The 4681-nt window shown below is 55.5% G+C and carries 4 protein-coding genes and 2 pseudogenes; 2 read left to right on the top strand and 4 right to left on the bottom strand.

Going from position 1 to position 4681, the window contains the following annotated elements; translation table 11 throughout:
- From F759_RS0135145 to F759_RS0135135, 3 genes are all read right to left on the bottom strand, one after another.
- Window positions 1–263: hypothetical protein (locus F759_RS0135145; protein ID WP_152530804.1), on the bottom strand; the 263-nt coding region annotated here is incomplete at its 3' end.
- Between the two features lie 220 nt (window positions 264–483).
- Complete coding sequence (locus tag F759_RS0135140) at window positions 484–795, bottom strand: hypothetical protein (protein WP_027803878.1); 312 nt, start codon at window positions 793–795, stop codon at window positions 484–486.
- A 142-nt stretch (window positions 796–937) separates the two neighbouring features.
- Window positions 938–1681 carry an SDR family NAD(P)-dependent oxidoreductase gene (locus F759_RS0135135; protein WP_027803877.1) on the bottom strand — a complete coding sequence of 248 codons (744 nt, stop codon included), beginning with the start codon at window positions 1679–1681 and terminating at the stop codon, window positions 938–940.
- 888 nt (window positions 1682–2569) lie between these two features.
- Between F759_RS0135135 and F759_RS44745 the strand changes: the two are divergent.
- Both F759_RS44745 and F759_RS44740 read left to right on the top strand, forming a co-directional pair.
- Window positions 2570–3085 (top strand): annotated as a pseudogene (locus F759_RS44745) (aminotransferase class IV); the annotation flags it as partial.
- 9 nt (window positions 3086–3094) lie between these two features.
- Window positions 3095–3307: pseudogene (locus F759_RS44740) on the top strand (IS110 family transposase); the annotation flags it as partial.
- Between the two features lie 671 nt (window positions 3308–3978).
- Here the strand turns inward: F759_RS44740 and F759_RS39815 are convergent.
- A partial coding sequence (locus F759_RS39815) for an IS110 family RNA-guided transposase (protein ID WP_036026208.1) occupies window positions 3979–4681 on the bottom strand: 703 nt, incomplete at its 5' end.

The following is a 4681-nucleotide window of genomic DNA, read 5'->3' as shown; positions in this document are numbered from 1 at the left end:
GCACCGACAAGCAGTGCCGCCCTTGCTACGCCGGCCCAGTTATCAATTTGTGGGTCGTTCAGTGATTTATAGTCACCGCTCACCAGCCAGATAATCGGCGCGTAGTTGAATTTACCGTCATCCCCGAGGCGCGCGCTTTCTCCCGGATAGTCTCTCTGCAGTTTGGCGGCGATTTTGCTCTGCATAAGGCCGTAGGCTACCAGGCCGATCAGGGCTAGAGCGATAAGCGCCTCGAAAATGTGCATAACATCGGCGGAATTCATGTCGTGAAATTTTTCCTGAGTTGCGTTGTCTTTGCTAAGGAACATTATCGACGATTTTCATATCAAGGCCGACTGACCGCTGATGGCCGGTTGCCGAAGATCGAAGTTCGAGCGCTGCGCGTCCTCGGCCCGAGCTTCCGGCCCCGACCCGGAGCGGTCAGTCCGAACCGCCGGAAGCGGTCGGTCGAAGCCGACTTTGGTACGGGGGATGGCTCGTTCGTCAATAGGAGTTCTCGATCTGCGCAAGTTCTGTCGAGATGTCACCAAGAATGCGCAACGCGATAAATGGGTCTTTCGCTACGCGTTCCGGGTCAACCGCAAGCAGGTGAGCGTAACCGTCGGCCACTGTCCCACGGGTTCCTTCGATGACCAGTTCAATCGCCGCGCGGCTTGTATTTCCATCAAGCACTGCAAGCAGAGCCGCGTGGAACTCCTCGTTGAAATCGGAAATATGTTGAAGCTGCTTTGCTTCCCAATTCGAAGCAAGCCAAGAGAGGTTTTCCCGCAACCGGTCCGTCAGGTGGATTGGCATTACGTATTCTCCGCAAGGTGGGTCCATCTGCCGGCGAACTAGGCGGTGAATGAATCTTTCGGATTGTGGGCAATGTACCCGGCGGTGTCGAGTGTCCGATACTGGCCCGAGTTCGGAAACTCGAACCGAGGACATCGATTTGTTACGTGAGATTCAACCCACCATCCGATAGCAGAATTTCTCCAGTTAGATAGTCTGAAGCGACCAGCATCGCGACCGCCTGTGCAATGTCTTCGGGACTAGCTGACCGCCGCATTGGGGCTCTTGTTTTCCAAACCTCCTGCGCCTGCGTCCAGTCTGCGGTCAATGGTGTATCCACTAGCCCTGGGGCAACAGCATTCACCCGGATATCGGGCGCAAGTGATAGCGCCAGCAGGCGAGTCATGTGGTTCAGTGCAGCCTTCGTGGCCGCATAAGGGATTGACGCGCCCTTTGGCCGGACACCCGCGTGCGAGCTGATATTGATCACGCTACCCGGGCGGCCCCGTTGAGCGGCATCGCGTAATGCAGTTTCCGCTTCGGCTATCAAGCGAAACGGAGCTACCACATTGACTTCGTGCAGGTCCGACCACACAGTTGGCGTGGCCGCAGCCAAATCCGCATGTGGGATAACACGGCTGATTCCCGCATTGTTGACTAGAACGTCGAGTCGCCCCCACGCGGCGACAGCCTCGCGGATAAGCCGTACCCTGTCCGCATCGTCGGTTAGGTCGGCCTGTACGTAAATTGCCGAGCCGAGTTCACGAGCCAACGCTTGCCCTATTTCCACCGAACTACGCGAATGCAAGACGACTGAGAAGCCATCGCTTGCGAGCCGCCGAGCGATGGCGGCACCAATGCCGGAAGTCGAGCCGGTGATAAGCGCGACAGGGGATGCAGTTTTCATGGTTGTCAACGTCGATGAGGGCGCGATCTGGTGTTCGTTCGCCGATTGTCGACGATGTAGGCGCCTATGTCGAACGTCTCAAATTGGCCGGTCCTTGCCTGTCGCTGATCGCCCGGGTTTTTCACTTACTGCGGCGGTGCGCCACGGATATTTCACTTTCCTTGGCAAGTGCTGGTCGCTCGATGCCACTCTTCGTGAAAAATCGCCCTAAATTCAACGAACCATTTTTCACTAATGGTGACACCTGACAGGCCGAATGGGTGACTGCAACGGCTGCATTGAGTATTCAAATCACCGGATATCGGATGACCGCCACTGGCAAGAGCTGCCTTCCGTTGACTGAGTCTCGAACGGCGGCAGTAACTCGAGCGAAAGCAACAATTGCTCAACGCAGTTCTCCGTCTCCCAGTACGCCTGCCTTGAGCCACTTGTAGGCGGATGATGCGCTGGTCGCCGATCCGGTGCTCCATGAAGCAGACTAGCCAAGACTGGCTAGCCGAGTCGAAGAAGCTCCGAAGATCCGCCTCCAGAATCCAGTTTACCCGGTGTGGGTGTCAATGCCGCCCGTCATCTCCAAAGCTAGACACATCAAATCGAATAAGCGAAAGCGCGAAATTTTGACCATCCGCCAGCAGCTACCGCCACTTCTCCGACCTCTTGGCAAATAAACGGCGTACATGCAATGCATTATGCAACGATCCTGCGAAAACTGCCTCAACTATAGATTTTTCGAGCGCCACACGTGGTTATACTTTTTTCGCAGGCAGCGTTTTGTATGGGCTCCAAAGTAAATAGATCGGCACTCGTCAACCAACGGCAGATCGACGACGACGAGCCTCTAATACTGCTCAGTTCCCTCTTACACCACCGGATGTTCGCTACCCATAGATGGTGTGGCCAACGTCCTTGTCCGAGATCGCAATGACCAACGCCACTTCAGGGCTGGGGCTGGAAGCTTCGCTGCCCTCCGTAACGACCCGACACAATGACCATCGACGCTATCCGCACGGAGTCGCCTTCATGGACGGCCAGTATCTGCCAATGTCCGAGGCGAAGATCTCCGTCCTTGACTGGGGTTTTCTCCACTCTGACGCTACGTATGACACGGTGCACGTGTGGAACGGACGTTTCTTTCGTCTCGACTTGCATTTAGATCGTTTCCTCGGGGGAATGGAACGCCTACGAATGAAGCTGCCCTACGATCGCGATCAGATTGCAGCGATTCTCGAAAACTGCGTTGCGCTCTCCGGGCATAAGGCATCCTACGTAGAAATGATTTGTACGCGCGGGTCCTCTCCCACATTTAGTCGTGATCCTCGTCAATCCGAGAACAGATTTATTGCGTTTGCAGTTCCCTACGGATCCGTGGCCAACGAAGAGCAACTGCGACGTGGCTTGCATGTTGCAATCAGTGATCCGTATCTGCGCACGCTGTTGATCCACGGCGCGCGCTCAGTGATGTGTCATGCAAAGGTGCCAACTCCATGGCAGAAGGCAATTCAGGAACGACGACCAGCGAACGTCGCGGCGGTTGCCCTGGCCAACAAGATGGCACGCATCGCATGGGCCATTCTGGCCCACGGCAGTACTTACGAGAAGAATTACGTCAGCGTGAGAACCGTTTAGCAGACGAGCAACGAAAGACGAGGTGAAGTGCCGATAGGTTGCTGAGGTTGATTAACATGTGATGGCGAAACAGGTCGGACCGCAGGAACGTAAACCTGAACACAGCCTTGCGCTTTAAAGTGCGTGGCCGAGATGAGGATGTTCCCGGCGAATTCCATCAGGGCCCGCGGGCTTCGGCTTGCACTACAGGCCGGATATAAGACCGCAGCCGATACCTCGTTTGAATATCACGCGAAGATCGATCTGGCAAACCGGGCGGTGTCCATATAAGGTCGTGTGAAAACGCAAAAGTACTCGGTTTTTGGGTGTCGCTTTACCCTTCCCGAGTTGCCACCAGGCCAACACAGAGCGATCTGGAGGGTCAATTTTTTCGAGCACCGCATTCCGCATGCGTTTTCACACGGCCTTATATGGACACCGCCCGGTTTGCCAGGTTGATTGTGATGTGATGCCGCAACGAGGTATCGGCTGCGGTCTTATATCCGGCTTTACGCAGGCCGAAGCCGCGAGCCCTGATGGAATGCGCCAGGAATGTCCTCATCTCGGCCGCGTGCTTCAGGCACAAGGCTGTGTTCAGGTTTGCACTCCTGCGGTCCGACCTGTTTTGCCATCACATTGAAATCAACCCTAGCAACCTACCAGTTCCGTGACGCTTCAACGTCCACACTCCGCTATGCAGCTCTGTGGCTTACATGATTCGCTTCGTACGAAGTCTCGTGAGCAAGGATCGCCCAGGCGGTTCTTGCCATTTTGTTTGCCAAGGCTACCGCCGCCACATTTGCTGGGCGTCTCGCCTGAATCGCCTTTTGCCATGCCGTTGGTACTTTGGTGTGACACAGAACAGAACGTGCCCCATGTATCAATAAGGTACGCAGGTATGGGTCACCGCGCCTTGAGATCGAGCCGAGCCGTATCTTTCCGCCCGTACCGTTCTGACGAGGAACGAGCCCCAGAAACGCTGCGAACTCGCGGCCTGACCTGAATGTCTTCGCATCTCCAATTGTTGCGACTAAGGCCGTTGCAGTCAGGCGGCCGATTCCCGGTACTTCGGAAATCGCACGGCACGCCGCTTCCTGCTTCTGCCATGCACCAATCCTCTTCTCGAGTTGATTGATGTCTTCCTCAAACAGGTTGATGCGACGCAACTGTTCGAGGAGGTTCAGAACTATTGATCGTGGCAGCGTGTCTTCGAGTTCTGCCATGCGCTCCCTGATCTCATCGAGCCCTGCAACGCGCCCTGCGCGAAAGGTAACGCCGAATTCATACAGCAACCCGCGCAGCTGATTTATTTGCATTGTTCGAAACTTGACGAGCAACGAGCGCATACGATGAAGGCTTAGCATCACTTGCTGATCCTCTGTCTTGGCGGCAACC

This window comes from Paraburkholderia dilworthii (assembly GCF_000472525.1).
Classification (GTDB): domain Bacteria; phylum Pseudomonadota; class Gammaproteobacteria; order Burkholderiales; family Burkholderiaceae; genus Paraburkholderia; species Paraburkholderia dilworthii.
This window is presented reverse-complemented; position numbering and strand designations above follow the sequence as displayed.